The organism is Streptomyces flavidovirens DSM 40150 (assembly GCF_000429085.1).
GTDB lineage: Bacteria > Actinomycetota > Actinomycetes > Streptomycetales > Streptomycetaceae > Streptomyces > Streptomyces flavidovirens.
In genome coordinates, this window is record NZ_AUBE01000004.1 from 59,326 (window position 1) to 74,736 (window position 15,411).

At 69.4% G+C, this 15,411-nt stretch carries 13 protein-coding genes; 11 read left to right on the forward strand and 2 right to left on the reverse strand.

From position 1 onward, the window contains the following. The first annotated feature begins 2 nt into the window (after nt 1-2). The 7 genes from G412_RS0107555 (at nt 3) to G412_RS0107585 (ending at nt 8,476) form a co-directional block, all read left to right on the forward strand. Complete coding sequence (locus G412_RS0107555; protein WP_028811558.1) at nt 3-1,163, forward strand: acyl-CoA dehydrogenase family protein; 1,161 nt, start codon at nt 3-5, stop codon at nt 1,161-1,163. Nucleotides 1,164-1,296: 133 nt separating this feature from the next. Then, nucleotides 1,297-2,319, forward strand: coding sequence for an ABC transporter substrate-binding protein (locus G412_RS0107560; RefSeq protein WP_028811559.1), 1,023 nt, complete (start codon nt 1,297-1,299; stop codon nt 2,317-2,319). A 2-nt stretch (nt 2,320-2,321) separates the two neighbouring features. Next, on the forward strand, nt 2,322-3,221 hold the full coding sequence (locus G412_RS33595; RefSeq protein WP_051338196.1) for a siderophore-interacting protein: 900 nt from the start codon (nt 2,322-2,324) through the stop codon (nt 3,219-3,221). Nucleotides 3,222-3,383: 162 nt separating this feature from the next. After that, nucleotides 3,384-4,862: a pyridoxal phosphate-dependent decarboxylase family protein gene (locus G412_RS0107570; RefSeq protein ID WP_028811560.1), complete on the forward strand. Its 1,479-nt coding sequence runs from the start codon at nt 3,384-3,386 to the stop codon at nt 4,860-4,862. After that, nucleotides 4,846-6,129: a lysine N(6)-hydroxylase/L-ornithine N(5)-oxygenase family protein gene (locus G412_RS0107575; protein ID WP_028811561.1), complete on the forward strand. Its 1,284-nt coding sequence runs from the start codon at nt 4,846-4,848 to the stop codon at nt 6,127-6,129. Before G412_RS0107570 ends, G412_RS0107575 begins: the two co-directional genes overlap by 17 nt. Next, nucleotides 6,126-6,671: a GNAT family N-acetyltransferase gene (locus tag G412_RS0107580; protein ID WP_028811562.1), complete on the forward strand. Its 546-nt coding sequence runs from the start codon at nt 6,126-6,128 to the stop codon at nt 6,669-6,671. The genes G412_RS0107575 and G412_RS0107580 overlap by 4 nt, the downstream gene beginning before the upstream one ends. Continuing rightward, complete coding sequence (locus G412_RS0107585; protein ID WP_037648041.1) at nt 6,668-8,476, forward strand: IucA/IucC family protein; 1,809 nt, start codon at nt 6,668-6,670, stop codon at nt 8,474-8,476. Before G412_RS0107580 ends, G412_RS0107585 begins: the two co-directional genes overlap by 4 nt. A 72-nt stretch (nt 8,477-8,548) precedes the next feature. On the opposite strand, the gene G412_RS0107590 is transcribed toward G412_RS0107585, so the two are convergent. Then, a complete protein-coding gene (locus G412_RS0107590; RefSeq protein ID WP_051338197.1) occupies nt 8,549-10,192 on the reverse strand; it encodes a beta-N-acetylhexosaminidase in 1,644 nt (547 codons plus the stop codon). Between the two features lie 203 nt (nt 10,193-10,395). Between G412_RS0107590 and G412_RS0107595 the strand changes: the two genes are divergently transcribed. Beyond that, on the forward strand, nt 10,396-10,677 hold the full coding sequence (locus G412_RS0107595) for a hypothetical protein (protein ID WP_028811565.1): 282 nt from the start codon (nt 10,396-10,398) through the stop codon (nt 10,675-10,677). A gap of 34 nt (nt 10,678-10,711) precedes the next feature. Continuing rightward, nucleotides 10,712-12,529, forward strand: a complete 1,818-nt coding sequence (gene glmS / locus G412_RS0107600; RefSeq protein WP_028811566.1) for a glutamine--fructose-6-phosphate transaminase (isomerizing) — start codon at nt 10,712-10,714, stop codon at nt 12,527-12,529. A gap of 45 nt (nt 12,530-12,574) precedes the next feature. Here the strand turns inward: glmS and G412_RS0107605 are convergent, their stop codons facing one another. Further along, nucleotides 12,575-13,096 (reverse strand): universal stress protein, encoded by a 522-nt coding sequence (locus G412_RS0107605; protein ID WP_028811567.1) that lies wholly within the window; start codon nt 13,094-13,096, stop codon nt 12,575-12,577. 307 nt (nt 13,097-13,403) lie between these two features. Here G412_RS0107605 and G412_RS41570 point away from each other — a divergent pair, with 307 nt between their 5' ends. Both G412_RS41570 and G412_RS0107615 read left to right on the forward strand, forming a co-directional pair. After that, on the forward strand, nt 13,404-13,796 hold the full coding sequence (locus G412_RS41570; RefSeq protein ID WP_028811568.1) for a hypothetical protein: 393 nt from the start codon (nt 13,404-13,406) through the stop codon (nt 13,794-13,796). Between the two features lie 368 nt (nt 13,797-14,164). Beyond that, complete coding sequence (locus G412_RS0107615) at nt 14,165-15,409, forward strand: helix-turn-helix domain-containing protein (RefSeq protein WP_028811569.1); 1,245 nt, start codon at nt 14,165-14,167, stop codon at nt 15,407-15,409. Nucleotides 15,410-15,411: the final 2 nt, after the last annotated feature.

Consider the following 15,411-nt stretch of genomic DNA (forward strand, 5'->3'; position numbering starts at 1 on the left):
CCATGCCCCTCGACCACCGCCTCTCCCCCGAACACGAAGAACTCCGCCGCACGGTCGAGGAGTTCGCCCACGACGTCGTCGCCCCGAAGATCGACGACCTCTACGAGCGCCACGAGTTCCCGTACGAGATCGTCCGCGAAATGGGCCGCATGGGCCTCTTCGGTCTGCCCTTCCCCGAGGAGTACGGCGGCATGGGCGGCGACTATCTCGCCCTCGGCATCGCCCTCGAAGAGCTCGCCCGCGTCGACTCCTCCGTGGCCATCACCCTCGAAGCGGGCGTCTCGCTCGGCGCGATGCCGATCTTCCGCTTCGGCACGGAGGAGCAGAAGCGCGAGTGGCTGCCCCGACTGTGCTCCGGCGAACTGCTGGGCGCGTTCGGACTGACCGAGCCGGACTGCGGCTCGGACGCCGGCGGCACGAAGACCACCGCACGCCGCGAGGGCGACGAGTGGGTGATCAACGGCTCCAAGTGCTTCATCACCAACTCCGGTACGGACATCACCGGCCTCGTCACGGTCACCGCGGTGACCGGCCGCAAGCCAGACGGCAAGCCGGAGATCTCCGCGATCATCGTCCCGTCCGGCACCCCCGGCTTCACGGTCGCCGCCCCGTACTCCAAGGTCGGCTGGAACGCCTCGGACACCCGCGAGCTGTCCTTCTCCGACGTACGCGTCCCGCTCGCCAATCTGCTCGGTGAGGAGGGCCGCGGTTACGCCCAGTTCCTGCGCATCCTCGACGAGGGCCGCGTCGCCATCTCGGCGCTCGCGACGGGTCTCGCGCAGGGCTGCGTCGACGAGTCGGTGGCGTACGCGAAGGAGCGCCACACCTTCGGCCGTCCCATCGGCTCCAACCAGGCGATCCAGTTCAAGATCGCCGACATGGAGATGCGCGCCCACATGGCCCGCATCGGCTGGCGCGACGCGGCATCACGCCTGGTCCAGGGGGAGCCGTTCAAGAAGGAGGCGGCCCTCGCGAAGCTGTACTCCTCCACGGTGGCGGTCGACAACGCCCGCGAGGCCACCCAGATCCACGGCGGCTACGGCTTCATGAACGAGTACCCGGTCGCCCGCATGTGGCGCGACTCGAAGATCCTGGAGATCGGTGAGGGCACGAGCGAGGTCCAGCGCATGCTGATCGCACGGGAGTTGGGCCTCACGGGCTGACCGCCACGCGGGCACGGCGCGGCGGGACGTGGAGGCTTCCGGGGTCCACCCCTGGACAACGAATGAGGTTAGGCTAACCTACCTTCGGACTTGTCCCGTGGTGGACCCCGCACGTACGAAAGCAGACACCGTCATGCCTCACGCCCGAGCTTCCCACCTTTCCCGTCGCGGCCTGCTGGCCGTCGGCGGCGCCCTCGGCATCGGCGCCGCGCTGACCGCCTGCGGCGAGACCGCCGCGAAAAGCGAGGACAAGGCCGCGGGGAAGTCGGGGCCGTGGTCCTTCAAGGACGACCGCGGCAAGACGGTGAAGAGCCCCGCCACCCCGAAGAACATCGTCGCGTTCACCGGCGTCGCCGCCGCCCTCCACGACTTCGGCATAGAGGTCAAGGGCGTGTTCGGCCCGACCAAGACCGCCGACGGCAAGGCCGACGTGCAGGCCGGCGACCTCGACGTCAACAAGGTCAAGATCCTCGGCAACGCCTACGACGAGTTCAACGTCGAGTCCTACGTCGCCCTCAACCCCGACCTGCTGGTCACGGCCATGTGGGAGAAGGACAAGCTGTGGTACGTCCCCGAGGCGTCCACCGCGAAGATCCTCAAGGTCGCCCCGAGCGTCGCCCTGTGGGCCGCGGAGACCACCATCCCCAAGGCCATCCAGCGCCACGCCGACCTCGCCGCGTCCCTCGGCGCCGACGTGAAGTCCAAGAAGACCACCGACGCGAAGGCCCGCTTCGAGAAGGCCGCCGAGCGCCTGCGCCAGGCCGCCAAGGCCAACCCGAAGGTCAAGGTCATGATCGGCTCCGCGAGCCCGGAACTCTTCTACGTCTCCCTCGCGAAGATGTCCGCGGACACGCTGTACTTCCAGGAGCTGGGCGTGAAGTTCGTCGAGCCGAAGGTGAACGCGGCCGGCTTCTTCGAGGAGCTGAGCTGGGAGAACATCGACAAGTACCAGGCCGACATCATCATGATGGACAACCGGACCGGGATCCTGCAGCCCAAGGACCTCAAGAACAAGCCGACCTGGACCCGCCTGCCCGCCGTCAAGGCCGGCCAGGTCATCCCGCGCACCACGGAGCCGATCTACTCCTACGACAAGTGCGCGCCGATCCTCGAAGACCTCGCCGAGGCCATCGAGAAGGCCAAGAAGGTCGCCTGACCATGACCGAGGCCGAGACTGAGACTGCGGCCGAGGCTGAGACCGCCGGAGAAGCCGCCACCGTCCCGTTCCGCTTCTTCGGCCTGACGGTCGTGCGGACGCGACGGCTCAGCACCTCCATGCTCCGGGTGACGTTCGGCGGCGAGGACCTGCGGGCCTTCGCCTCCGGGGGCCGCGACCAGAGCCTCTCCCTCTTCCTGCCGCATCCCGGCCAGCCGGAGCCGGCGCTTCCGCCGGAGACGGCACCGGACTGGTTCGCGACGTACCGCGCGCTGCCCGACGACGTACGCGCGGTCATGCGCTCGTACACCCTGCGCGAGCAGCGCCGCGCCGCCGACGGGGCCGGGGCCGACGAGATCGACATCGACTTCGCGCTCCACGACGACGGCGGGCCCGCCTGCCGCTGGGCGGCGCGGGCGAGCGCCGGTGACCGTGTCGTAATCCTCGGCCCGGCGGTCGAGGACAACACCGCCGTACGCTTCCGCCCGCCCGAGGACACCGGCTGGGTCCTGATGTGGGCGGACGAGACGGCGCTGCCGGCCGCCGCGGCCGCCCTGGAGTGGCTGCCGGCCGGGACGAGGGCCAAGGTCTGGATCGAGGTCCAGCACGCCGACGACCGTCTGGAGCTGACCACGGCGGCCGACGCGGACATCACCTGGCTGGTACGGGACGAGAACGCGCCCTGCGCGCTGGACGCGGTACGCGCCGTCCCCGACGCGGAGTTGCCCGAAGGCACGCCGTACGCCTGGATCGCGGGTGAGTCGTCGTCCGTACGGGCTCTGCGCCGCCACCTCGTCCAGGAGCGGAAGTTCGACCGCAAGCGCGTGACGTTCGTGGGCTACTGGCGCCGCGGGCTGAGCGAGGAGCAGCTCCGGGAGCGCGTGGAAGAGGAAGACGCGTAGGCCTTCGCCTGCGGTTTTCATCACAACAACTGAGCCTCCTGGGGGGCGAGGGGTCGTTGCGAGAGTAAGTAAGGTTAGGCTAACCTTACTTACACACCGCGCCCTCGCCCCCCTCTCCTGTCCTGAGGGCACGTTGAATTCCCGTACCCGGGAGGACAGTTCATGCGCTCACACCTGCTCAATGACACGACCGCCGAGCGGTATCGCCGGACCGCCACCGCAGCGGTCGAGCGGGTGGCGGACAAACTCGCCGCGACCGACCGGCCGTTCACCGGCATCACGCCGGAACAGCTCGCCCCCACCTTCGACGCGATAGACCTCGACCGGCCGCTCGGTGACACCACCGCCGCCCTCGACGAGCTCGAATCCGTCTACCTCCGCGACGCCGTCTACTTCCACCACCCGCGCTACCTCGCGCACCTCAACTGCCCGGTCGTCATCCCCGCCGTCGCCGCCGAGGCCGTGCTCTCCGCCGTCAACTCCTCCCTCGACACCTGGGACCAGAGCGCGGGCGCCACCCTCATCGAGCGGCGCCTGATCGACTGGACGGCGAGCCGCATCGGCTTCGGTACGAACGCCGGTACGAGCCTCGGCACGAACGCCGAAACGAACGCCGACGGCGTCTTCACCAGCGGCGGCTCCCAGTCCAACCTCCAGGCCCTCCTCCTCGCCCGCGAGGAAGCCAAGGCGACCGACTCCGCCAAGCTGCGTATCTTCGCCTCCGAATGCGGCCACTTCAGCGTCCAGAAGTCCGCGAAACTCCTCGGCCTGACCCCCGAAGCCGTCATCGCGATCCCCTGCGACAACGACAAGCGCATGCAGACCCTGGCCCTCGCCCGCGAGCTGGCCCGCTGCACGAGCGAGGGCCTGGTCCCGATGGCCGTCGTCGCCACCGCCGGCACGACCGACTTCGGCTCGATCGACCCGCTTCCGGAGATAGCCGAGCTGTGCGAGCTGTACGGCGCCTGGATGCACGTCGACGCCGCGTACGGATGCGGCCTGCTGGCCTCCCGCACCCGCCGCCACCTCCTGGACGGCATCGAGCGCGCCGACTCGGTCACCGTGGACTACCACAAGTCCTTCTTCCAGCCCGTGAGCTCCAGCGCGCTGCTGGTCCGTGACGGCGCCACCCTGCGCCACGCGACGTACCACGCCGACTACCTCAACCCGCGCCGGATGGCCGAGGAGCGCATCCCCAACCAGGTCGACAAATCCCTCCAGACCACCCGCCGCTTCGACGCACTCAAGCTGTGGATGACCCTGCGCACCATGGGCGCCGACGGCGTCGGTGAGCTCTTCGACGAGGTGTGCGACCTGGCCGGCGACGGCTGGCAGTTGCTCGCCGGCGACCCGCGCTACGACGTCGTCGTCCGGCCCACGCTCTCCACCCTCGTCTTCCGCTACATCCCGGCCGACGTCACCAGCCCCGCCATGATCGACCGCGCCAACCTGTACGCCCGCAAGGCGCTGTTCGCCTCCGGCGACGCCGTCGTGGCCGGGACGAAGGTCGGCGGCAAGCACTACCTGAAGTTCACCCTTCTCAACCCCGAGACGACGCTGACCGACATCGCGGCCGTACTCGACCTCATCGCCGGCCACGCCGAGCAGTACCTGGGAGAGTCCCTTGTCCACGCCTCTTGAGCTCCTCGCGCCGCTCGACTTCATCGGTATCGGACTCGGTCCGTTCAACCTCGGTCTCGCCTGCCTGACCGAGCCCATCGACGAGCTCGACGGTCTCTTCCTCGAAACGAAGCCGAACTTCGAGTGGCACGCCGGGATGTTCCTGGAAGGGGCCCACCTCCAGACGCCGTTCATGTCGGACCTGGTCACGATGGCCGATCCCACCTCGCCGTACTCCTTCCTGAACTACCTGAAGGAATCCGGCCGGCTGTACTCCTTCTACATCCGCGAGAACTTCTATCCGCTGCGGACCGAGTACAACGACTACTGCCGCTGGGCCGCCGCCAAGCTCCGCACCATCCGCTTCAACCAGACGGTCGCCTCCGTCGAGTACGACGCCGAGGCCGAGGTGTACGTCGTCCGCACCCAGGACGCGACCTACCGCGCCCGCCACGTGGTGCTCGGCACCGGAACCCCGCCGTACATCCCCGACGCCTGCCAGGACCTGGGCGGGGACTTCATCCACAACTCGCGTTACGTGAGCGGCAAAGAGGCGCTCCAGGCCAAGAAGTCCATCACCCTGGTCGGCAGCGGGCAGAGCGCGGCGGAGATCTACTACGACCTGCTCTCCGAGATCGACGTACACGGCTACCGGCTCAACTGGGTCACCCGCTCGCCGCGCTTCTTCCCGCTGGAGTACACCAAGCTCACGCTGGAGATGACCTCCCCGGAGTACGTCGACTACTTCCACGCGCTCCCCGAGGCGACCCGCTACCGCCTGGAGTCCCAGCAGAAGAACCTCTTCAAGGGCATCGACTCCGAGCTGATCGACGCGATCTTCGACCTGCTCTACCAGAAGAGCCTCAAGGGCCCGGTCCCCACCCGCCTCCTCACCAACTCCTCCCTCAACACCGCGGCTTACGACGCCGAGAGCGGGACGTACGCCCTCGGGCTCCGCCAGGAGGAGCAGGGCAAGGACTTCGAGCTGAGCACCGAGGGCCTGGTCCTCGCCACGGGCTACCGCTACCGCCCGCCCGCGTTCCTGGAGGGCGTGCGGGACCGGATCCGCTGGGACGGCCAGGGCCGCTACGACGTGGCCCGCAACTACAGCATCGACACGACGGGACGCGGCATCTTCCTCCAGAACGCCGCCGTCCACACCCACAGCATCACCTCGCCCGACCTGGGCATGAGCGCGTACCGCAACGCCTACATCATCGGTGAGCTGCTGGGTCGCGAGTACTACCCGGTCGAGAAGGCCATCGCTTTCCAGGAGTTCGCCATATGAACAGCTCATTCTCCATCCGCCCGCTCGACCCCTTCGCGGACGCCGAGCTGCTGCACGGCTGGGTCACCCACCCCAAGGCGGCCTACTGGATGATGCAGGACGCGTCGCTGCCGGACGTGGAGCGCGAGTACATGGCGATCACGGCCGCCGAGCACCACGACGCCTTCATCGGTGAGTACGAGGGCAGGCCCGCCTTCCTCATGGAGCGGTACGACCCGGCCCACGTCGAGCTGGTCGGCCTGTACGACGCCCAGCCCGGCGACGTCGGCATGCATTTCCTGGTCGCGCCGACCGACACGCCCGTTCACGGCTTCACCCGCGCCGTGATCACCGCGGTGATGGAGACGCTGTTCGCCGATCCGGCCACCCGCCGCGTCGTCGTCGAGCCCGACGTGCGCAACACCGCGGTCCACCGCCTCAACGAGGCCGTCGGCTTCGAGACAGCGCGGAAGATCGCCAAGCCGGAGAAGGACGCCTACCTGAGCTTCTGCACGCGGGAGCAGTTCGAGGAAGCCACACGCACCGCCGGAGCCGCCCTGTGACCACCACCGCCGCCACCCCCGCCGTGACGCCCGCCGGGGCCGTCGCCCACCTCGCCCCCGAGCGGTGGGCCCACGCGAGCCGGCTGCTCGTCCGCAAGGCCCTCGCCGAGTTCTCCCACGAGCGCCTGCTGACCCCCGAGCCGCTGAACAACGACAGGTACGCGGTCCGTTCCGACGACGGCGCGACCGAGTACCGTTTCGCCGCCCGCCGCCACGCGCTCGACCACTGGCAGGTCTCCGCCGAGTCCATCACCCGCCACCGCGACGGCAACGAGCTCCCCCTCGACGCTCTCGAATTCTTCATCGAGCTGCGCGAAACACTCGGCCTGAGCCCGGAGGTCCTCCCCGTCTACCTGGAGGAGATCAGCTCCACCCTGTCCGGTACGGCGTACAAACTCACCAAGACGCCCGTCACCGCCGCCGCCCTCGCCCGCGCCGACTTCCAGGCCGTCGAGACCGGCATGACCGAGGGCCACCCCTGCTTCGTCGCCAACAACGGCCGGCTGGGCTTCGGCATCCACGAGTACCGCGCGTACGCCCCCGAGGCCGCCGCCCCCGTCAAGCTGATCTGGCTGGCCGCCCGCCGCGACCACGCCACCTTCACCGCGGGCGCGGGACTCGACTACGAGAGCTTCGTACGGGAGGAACTGGGCGACGCCACCGTCGACCGGTTCGCGGCGACCCTGACCGGCCTCGGCCTGGACCTGGCCGACTACTACCTCATCCCGGTCCACCCGTGGCAGTGGTGGAACAAACTGTCCGTCACCTTCGCCGCCGAGGTCGCCCAGCAGCGCCTGGTCTGCCTCGGCGCGGGCGACGACACGTACCTCGCCCAGCAGTCGATCCGTACCTTCTTCAACACCAGCGACCCGGCCAAGCACTACGTCAAAACGGCCCTGTCCGTCCTCAACATGGGTTTCATGCGCGGGCTTTCCGCCGCCTACATGGAGGCCACGCCCGCCATCAACGACTGGCTGGCCGGTCTGATCGCGAGCGACGACACCCTCCGGGCGACCGGCCTGACGATCATCCGCGAACGCGCGGCCATCGGCTACCACCACCGCCAGTACGAGGCCGCCACCGCCAAGGGCTCCCCGTACCTGAAAATGCTCGCGGCGCTCTGGCGCGAGAGCCCCGTCCCTTCGCTCGCGCCGGGCGAGCGCCTGGCCACCATGGCGTCGCTGCTGCACACCGACCACGACGGCGCGTCCTTCGCGGGCGCCCTGATCGCCGAGTCGGGTCTCGACCCCGCGAACTGGATGCGCCGCTATCTGCACGCGTACCTCACGCCGCTGCTGCACAGCTTCTACGCGTACGACCTGGTGTTCATGCCGCACGGCGAGAACGTCATCCTCGCCATCGAGGACGGCGTCGTCACCCGCGCTATCTTCAAGGACATCGCGGAAGAGATCGCGGTGATGGATCCGGACGCCGTCCTGCCGCCCGCCGTCGAGCGCGTGCGCGCCGAGGTCCCGGAGAACATGAAGCTGCTGTCGCTCTTCACCGATGTCTTCGACTGCTTCTTCCGCTTCCTCGGCGCCACGCTCGCCACCGACGGTGTCCTCGACGAGGACACGTTCTGGCGGACGGTCGCGGAGTGCGTGGCCGACTACCAGGAGGCCCACCCGCACCTCGCGGACAAGTTCAAGCAGTACGACATGTTCGCACCGGAGTTCGCGCTGTCCTGCCTGAACCGGCTCCAACTGCGCGACAACAAGCAGATGGTCGACCTTCAGGACCCGGCGGGCGCCCTCCAGCTCGTCGGCACCCTCACCAACCCGATCGCGCGGTACGCACCCGCCTGACCGGGACGGATGGACGGCGGGCGCCCGTGTCCAAGGCCCTCACGGACGCCCGCCGCACCATCCGGCGGCCGGTTACTCCGCCGGCCAGGGCACCTGCGGCGAGCGGTAGTAGTCGATCCCGAGCGCCGACATCCGCGGCCCCTGGGCCGCCAGTCGCACCTTGTACGTGTCCCAGTCGTGGGTGACCGCGGGTGACCAGCCGAGCTCGGCGATGCCCGGCAGCCTCGGGAACGCCATGAACTCGACCTGGTCACTGGTCCACAGCGTCTCCGACCACAGCGGCGCCTCGACGCCGAGCACCGACTCGGCCGGCGCGCCCTGCAGGTACGTTCCCGGGTTCCAGTCGTACGAGCGCTCCACCTCGACATAGCCCGCCCAGGCGAGCCCCAGCGGTGTGCTCTTGTTGTACTTCATGTCGAGGTACGCCCGGTCGGCCGGCGACAGCACCAGCTTGGTCCCCTTCCTGGCCGCGTCGGCGACCTGTGCCTTCTCCGTGTCGGAGGTCTTGTCGAGCCCCCAGTACTGGACGACGGCGCCCCTGACCGGGTTGCCGCCCGTCAACTGGTGCCAGCCCATCACCGTCTTGCCGTACTTGCCCACGATGGCCTGCGCCTTGTCCATGAAGGCGACGTAGTCCTTGTGCGGGGTCGAGTGCGCCTCGTCGCCGCCGATGTGGATGTACTTGCCGGGCGTCATCGCCGCGATCTCACGCACCACGTCGTCCACGAACTCGTACGTGATGTCCTTCGGCACGCACAGCGAACTGAAGCCGACGTCCGTGCCCGTGTAGAGGGGCGGTGCGACGCCGTCGCAGTTCAGTTCGGCGTACGAGGCGAGGGCCGCGTTGGTGTGGCCGGGCAGGTCGATCTCGGGGACGACCTCCAGGTGGCGGGAGGCGGCGTACCGCAGGATCTCCCGGTAGTCGGCCTTCGTGTAGTAGCCGCCGGGGCCGCCGCCGACCTGTGTCGAGCCGCCGTACGTCGCCAGCCGCGGCCAGGAATCGATGGCGATGCGCCAGCCCTGGTCGTCGGAGAGGTGCAGGTGGAGCTTGTTCACCTTGTAGAGCGCCATCTGGTCGATGTACGTCTTGACCTTGTCGACGCTGAAGAAGTGCCGTGACACGTCGAGCATCGCGCCCCGGTAGCCGTAGCGCGGCGCGTCCTCGATCGTGCCGCCCGCGACCGTCCAGGGCCCCCGCTGCCGGGTGTCCTTCTCCACCGAGGCGGGCAGCAACTGGCGGAGCGTCTGCACGCCGTGGAAGAGCCCCGCGGGCTTGCGGGCGGTGATGGTCACGCCGTGGCGGCCGGACTCCAGCCGGTAGCCCTCGTCGCCGAGCGAGGCGTCCCTCGACCCGAGCCGCAGCCGGATGCCGTCCTTGGCGTCCCACTCGGTGACGGGCAGTTCGAAACCGGTGGACGGACGCAGTATGTCCGCGAGGTACGAGCCGATCCGCCGTGCCTCCCGCGAGTCGTCGTCCACCCGGATGCGTGTGCGGTCCGTGAGGGCATAAGAAGGCCCGCCCTCCAAGACGGAGGCGGGCGCCGGAATCACTTGGCTCAACGGTCTTGCCCGCTCGGCCGGCTCGGCGGCCGCCGGAGTGGTCGCGACACTCGTCGCGCCGGCGGCTACGACCAGGAGCAGCGGGGCGAACAGGCGCGGAATCCTTCTGCGTTGACTCACGGGCGGTCCCTTCAGCGGGCTTCGCGACAGTGGCATGGTGCAGGCGAACGGTCACCATGGGTATCGCGCGCCACACTTCAGGGTCAAGGGTGTAGACCACTTCTCCCCCCTGTGTCGCCGCGGAGACATGCACGGCCGACATCCGGGCGCGACCTGCCCTTTTCGCTTTGTGACGGAAATCCTGCCCGATTGCGGGCAGATTTCTTGCGTACGCTCCGGATCCCCCGCAGTATCTACGGGTGCTCGAACGCCGCCCGTCGTCCCCGTACGACGACCTCATCGACCACCTGGTCCGCAGCACCGCGCTCCCGCGCGGTGAGGCCGCCCGGGTGGTGCTCGACGTACTGGCGTACTTCGACGAGACGGCCGAGGACTTCGTGCGCCGCCGGCATCGTGAGCTGCAGTCCGGCGGCCTGGTGAACGCGGAGATCTTCGAGCGGATCGCGGCCGAGATGCCGCACCGCGCCGTGGCGCCGCCCGAGCTGTCGCTCCGGCAGCTGCGCCGCATCGTCTACGGCTGAGCACCTACTCAACGACTCGAGGGATACACACTTTATGTGCGGAATCGTCGGTTATATCGGCAAGCGCGACGTCGCCCCGCTGCTGCTCGAAGGCCTCCAGCGCCTGGAGTACCGCGGCTACGACTCGGCGGGCATCGTGATCACGAGCCCGAAGGCCAGCGGCCTGAAGATGGTCAAGGCGAAGGGCCGCGTCCGCGACCTGGAGGCCAAGGTCCCCAAGCGCTTCGCCGGCACCACCGGCATCGCGCACACCCGCTGGGCCACCCACGGCGCCCCGAGCGACGAGAACGCCCACCCGCACCTCGACTCCGAGGGCAAGGTCGCCGTCGTACACAACGGCATCATCGACAACGCCACCGAGCTGCGCGCCAAGCTGGTCGCCGACGGCATCGAGTTCCTGTCCGAGACCGACACCGAGGTCCTGGTCCACCTCGTCGCGCGCTCGCAGGCCGTGACGCTGGAGGAGAAGGTCCGCGAGGCGCTGCGCCACGTCGAGGGCACGTACGGCGTCGCCGTCATGCACGCCGACTTCTCGGACCGCATCGTCGTCGCCCGCAACGGCTCGCCGGTCGTGCTCGGCATCGGCGAGAAGGAGATGTTCGTCGCCTCCGACATCGCGGCGCTCGTCTCGCACACCCGCCAGATCGTCACCCTCGAAGACGGCGAGATGGCCACCCTCAAGGCCGACGACTTCCGTACGTACACCACCGAGGGCTCCCGTACGACGGCCACGCCGACCACCGTGGAGTGGGAGGCCGAGTCGTACGACATGGGTGGCCACGACACGTACATGCACAAGGAGATCTCGGAGCAGTCCGACGCCGTGGACCGCGTGCTGCGCGGCCGCATCGACGACCGCTTCTCCACCGTGCACCTGGGCGGCCTGAACCTCGACGCCCGCGAGGCGCGCGGCATCCGCCGCGTCAAGATCCTCGGCTGCGGTACGTCGTACCACGCGGGCATGATCGGCGCGCAGCTCATCGAGGAGCTCGCCCGTATCCCCGCCGACGCCGAGCCCGCGTCCGAGTTCCGCTACCGCAACCCGGTGGTGGACCCCGACACCCTCTACGTCGCCGTCTCCCAGTCCGGTGAGACGTACGACGTCCTCGCGGCCGTGCAGGAGCTGAAGCGCAAGGGCGCCCGTGTCCTCGGTGTGGTCAACGTCGTCGGCTCGGCGATCGCCCGCGAGGCCGACGGCGGCATGTACGTGCACGCCGGACCCGAGGTCTGCGTCGTCTCCACCAAGTGCTTCACCAACACGGTGGTCGCCTTCGCGCTGCTCGCCCTGCACCTGGGCCGCATCCGTGACCTGTCCGTCTCGGACGGCAAGCGCCTGATCGCCGGCCTGCGCAAGCTGCCCGCCCAGATCGCCGCGATCCTGGAGACCGAGGAAGAGATCAAGAAGATCGCCGAGGAGTACGCCGGCGCCCAGTCGATGATGTTCATCGGCCGCGTGCGCGGCTACCCGGTGGCGCTGGAGGCCTCCCTCAAGCTGAAGGAGATCTCCTACATCCACGCTGAGGCGTACCCGGCCTCCGAGCTGAAGCACGGCCCGCTCGCCCTGATCGAGCCCGCGCTGCCGACGGTCGCGATCGTGCCCGACGACGAGCTGCTGGAGAAGAACCGCGCGGCGCTGGAGGAGATCAAGGCGCGCAGCGGCCGGATCCTGGCGGTCGCGCACCGCGAGCAGGAAAAGGCCGACCACACCATTGTGGTGCCGAAGAACGAGACGGAGCTGGACCCCATTCTCATGGGCATTCCGCTGCAACTCCTCGCATACCACACGGCTTTGGCCATGGGTCGCGACATCGACAAGCCGCGTAACCTCGCCAAGTCAGTGACGGTCGAGTAGCAGCCGAAACCTGGGTCGTCGTGATCCTGTACGTGACGTGTCGCGTTACGGGATCACGATGACCGGCCGCTGCGCGCGCCGCGCCAGCCGGCCCGCCACCGAGCCGAAGATCCGCCCGACGATCCCGTGCGTCGAGCCGACCACGATGGCGTCGGCCGAGTACTCCTGGCCGACCTCCTCCAGCTCGTGGCAGATGTCGCCGCCGCGCTCCACGAGGATCCACGGCACTTCGGCGAGATAGTCCGCGCAGGCCAGCTCAAGCCCGAGCACCTCGGTGCGGTGATCCGGTACGTCCACGAAGACCGGGGGCTCGCAGCCCGCCCAGACCGTGGTCGGCAGCCGGTTGGCGACATGGACGATGATCAGGCCGGAGCCCGACCGCACCGCCATGCCGATGGCGTACGAAAGCGCCCGCTCACTGGAGGTGGAGCCGTCGAAGCCGACGACGACGCCGTGCTGGAAGGCGGGATCGCAGGAGTGGCGCGCTTGTTCCACCGCCCGGAGGTCGTCCAGAGGATCGACGACCTGCTTGCGGTCCGCGGGTTCGGGGGTTTCGTGACCGGCCATGGGTGTCTCGGCGAAGAAGTCCTCTTGGGAGGGGTCGCTTTTATTGAGGGAAGGAGCGGCAAAGAGCGGTGGAGCTGTGTCCGGGAATCATCTTCCCAACCCCATACCCCCAAGGGTACGGCGACACTCCTCTGCTGCCCAGAGCCCGCCGGTCCCTCACACGGCGTTGGAGGGAGCATGCCCGAGCCGGGCCCGTAAGGCAATGCCGGTTGCCCCTTACAGGTGTCTCGGCAGGCGGTCACCGAGTGACCCCACGGCCCTGCCGCCCGTTAGCCACGCGCCCACCCGCGTACCGAGGGAGCGCGCCGTGACCGGCCCTTCGACCAGCCCCGCCCCAGCCCCCGGCCCCGGCCCGGCCCCCGCCGCCGGTGTCCCCGCGGGGCGCGGCCGCCGCAGGGCGCCCGAACCGCCGGCCCGCGGGCCGCATCCGGCCGACACGGTCGGTGATGTGGTTCGCTGGGCCGCGTTCAGCTGCGCCCTCGTCCCCGTGGTGCTCGTCATGTACGGCACGTCCTTCGGCGGGGCCGCCGCGGCCGCGCTGGGGCTGGCCACCGTGACCGCCGTCTGCCGGGTGCTGCTGCGCCGGTCCGAGCGCGCGGCGGCCGAGGCGGCGGCAGCCGCACACACCGGGGCACGGAGGAAGACGACGGGGGCGCACCGGGGCGGGCGCCATGCCGGGGGAAATACGCCGGGGAAATGACGGCCCCGCACACACGAGCCCGTACCTTTTCAGCCAACTTCTGGCCGTGACCCAACCCTTGGCGAAATGGCCTCCCAACCCCCGTACCACCAGGCATGAAAGGACCGTCTCCGGCCAATGCACCCTACGGGGACGGGCCATGAGCGGGACGCGTACTTCCCTGCGGGGCCCTTGAGTGGAACGCTTCGTGATCGAATGCTTCGCGCCAAGTGGCCTTGTCGACATAGTGCCGAATGCCGAAGTTGTCACGCCGGCACCACGGAACACAGTAGATTCGATCATGGGTATATACGGCGGGGGAATCATGCAGGACCGAGGGGAAACGTGCAGGACCGAGAGGACGCGAACACCAAGGGGGGCTTAGCGTCATGAGCCAGGACTCCACTGCCGTACCGGAGGCCGCACGGAAGCTCTCCGGACGCCGCCGCCGGGAGATCGTCGCAGTACTGCTCTTCAGTGGTGGCCCCATCTTCGAGAGCTCCATCCCGCTCTCTGTGTTCGGCATTGACCGGCAGGACGCAGGAGTGCCCCGTTACCGGCTACTGGTGTGCGCGGGCGAGGACGGGCCGCTGCGGACCACGGGAGGGCTCGAACTGACCGCCCCCTACGGCCTGGAGGCGATGAGCAGAGCGGGCACCGTCGTCGTACCGGCGTGGCGGTCCATCACCTCGCCACCACCGCCGGAAGCGCTCGACGCGCTGCGCCGCGCCCACGAGGAGGGCGCCCGCATCGTCGGGCTGTGCACCGGCGCCTTCGTGCTGGCGGCCGCGGGGCTGCTCGACGGGCGCCCGGCCACCACGCACTGGATGTACGCGCCGACGCTCGCCAAGCGCTACCCGTCGGTGCACGTCGATCCGCGCGAGCTCTTCGTCGACGACGGCGACGTCCTCACGTCGGCCGGCACGGCGGCCGGAATCGACCTGTGCCTGCACATCGTGCGTACGGACCACGGCACCGAGGCCGCCGGGGCGCTGGCCCGCAGGCTCGTCGTACCGCCGCGCCGCAGCGGCGGACAGGAGCGCTATCTCGACAGGTCTTTACCAGAGGAGATCGGCGCCGACCCGCTCGCCGAAGTCGTCGCCTGGGCGCTGGAGCATCTCCACGAGCAGTTCGACGTGGAGACGCTGGCCGCGCGCGCCTATATGAGCCGCCGCACGTTCGACCGGCGTTTTCGTTCGCTCACCGGGAGCGCTCCCCTGCAGTGGCTGATCACTCAGCGGGTGCTCCAGGCGCAGCGTCTGCTGGAGACGTCCGACTACTCGGTCGACGAGGTCGCGGGCCGCTGCGGCTTCCGCTCACCGGTCGCGCTGCGCGGACATTTCCGGCGCCAGCTCGGCTCGTCCCCGGCCGCCTACCGGGCCGCGTACCGGGCCCGGCGGCCGCAGAGCGAGATCCACTCCGGCCCGCCGGGGCTGTCCGGGGCCGGCCAGGCCCCGGACAGCCCGGTGCCGCAGCAGGCCAGGCGTACGGCGGCCGCGAGTACGCCGGCGGGTCCCACGGCGACCACGTCCGCGACCCCGTCGGCGGGCCACGAGCCGGGCAAGCCCAGCTCCGATGTGTACGCCCCCGGCCGCCCGATGCTCCCCGGCCAGCGGGAACGCCCCGTAGGGTGAGA

What these genes read in the sequence shown, in the direction of transcription:
- G412_RS0107555 (WP_028811558.1), top strand. Translation starts at nt 3, where the DNA reads ATGCCCCTCGACCACCGCCTCTCCCCCGAACACGAAGAACTCCGCCGC.
- G412_RS0107560 (WP_028811559.1), top strand. Translation starts at nt 1,297, where the DNA reads ATGCCTCACGCCCGAGCTTCCCACCTTTCCCGTCGCGGCCTGCTGGCC.
- G412_RS33595 (WP_051338196.1), top strand. Translation starts at nt 2,322, where the DNA reads ATGACCGAGGCCGAGACTGAGACTGCGGCCGAGGCTGAGACCGCCGGA.
- G412_RS0107570 (WP_028811560.1), top strand. Translation starts at nt 3,384, where the DNA reads ATGCGCTCACACCTGCTCAATGACACGACCGCCGAGCGGTATCGCCGG.
- G412_RS0107580 (WP_028811562.1), top strand. Translation starts at nt 6,126, where the DNA reads ATGAACAGCTCATTCTCCATCCGCCCGCTCGACCCCTTCGCGGACGCC.
- G412_RS0107590 (WP_051338197.1), bottom strand. Translation starts at nt 10,192, where the DNA reads ATGCCACTGTCGCGAAGCCCGCTGAAGGGACCGCCCGTGAGTCAACGC.
- glmS (WP_028811566.1), top strand. Translation starts at nt 10,712, where the DNA reads ATGTGCGGAATCGTCGGTTATATCGGCAAGCGCGACGTCGCCCCGCTG.
- G412_RS0107605 (WP_028811567.1), bottom strand. Translation starts at nt 13,096, where the DNA reads ATGGCCGGTCACGAAACCCCCGAACCCGCGGACCGCAAGCAGGTCGTC.
- G412_RS0107615 (WP_028811569.1), top strand. Translation starts at nt 14,165, where the DNA reads ATGAGCCAGGACTCCACTGCCGTACCGGAGGCCGCACGGAAGCTCTCC.